Annotated in this window: 1 protein-coding gene; it reads right to left on the reverse strand. The window is 67.9% G+C overall.

What is annotated here, in order from left to right; translation table 11 throughout:
• Nucleotides 1-1024 (reverse strand): FtsK/SpoIIIE domain-containing protein (locus H7I57_RS31960; protein WP_264028458.1); only part of this gene is annotated, 1024 nt, incomplete at both ends.

Genomic DNA, 1024 nt, shown 5'->3' on the forward strand with positions numbered 1-1024 from the left:
TGCCCCAGCCGTCGATGACCAGCACCACATCACCGCCGGAGACGCCGATATCGGTCGGGTTCGGGCCGAACTTCGCCGCCCGCACCTGCTCCATATCCAGGCCGCGGGTGGCGAATAGCCGTTCACGCTCCTCGACGATGCCGCGCACGGTGGCCAACAAGCGGGTGACGCCCTCGGTGTCGTGCAGAGCCGCCACCGCTGCCACATGCGGAAGATCGTTCAACGCTGCCAATTGTGGGCCGCTGGCAGCAATGCAGTAGAACTGCACCCGCTCCGGCCGGTACATCAACGCACCCGCGGTGATCATGGTCATGACCGCGTTGGTATGGCCCATACGGGGGGCGCCGACGATGAGCGCGCTACTCTCCAGCATGTTCAGGTAGCAGACATCCTGGCGGTGCTGACGTGGGCGATCCTCCAGCGCCACCGGCAACACCAGGCCCGGGTTCTGGCCGTAGTCGACATCCCACGGCTTGCCGCGCAGTCGAGCCACCAGATCATCGGCGGCCGGCGGAGCGCCCAGTGGGGGCAGCCACAGCTGGCGTGGCGGGGCGGCCCCCGTGGCCTGCAGGGAACCAATCACCGCGTCGATGATCTTCACGCTGGCGGCCTCCGGGACCGGCGCCGGGGCAGCGTCGCGTTCCACCGGCTCGGCCAGCAGGCCATCGATGTCGGCGGCCTCTTCGGCCGTGAAAGCACGAGGCTCGAACCAGGTGCCGGCCTCCAGTGGACGGCTGTCGTCGGGCCCGGTCTGCGGAACGAAATCAGCCGAGGAGTAGAAGAATCGGAACTGGCGTGGCTGGCGCTGCGCCACCCGCAGGAACGCAGTTCCCTCCGCGCCTTTCTCGTCGATCTTGGCGGCGATCCCCACACCGAGGGCCTCGCGGGAATCTTCCTCGGTGCCGGTACGGCCGGCGATGGTGAACCCGAGCAGCTTGCGGATGTCGCGCAGCTTCTGGGTGTCGACGGTCTGGCCGACCAGCTGCAAAAACATGTGATAGGCGCGGCCCTGGCGCATGATCCG

Origin of the sequence: Mycolicibacterium pyrenivorans (assembly GCF_025821625.1) — a bacterium.
Classification (GTDB): domain Bacteria; phylum Actinomycetota; class Actinomycetes; order Mycobacteriales; family Mycobacteriaceae; genus Mycobacterium; species Mycobacterium pyrenivorans.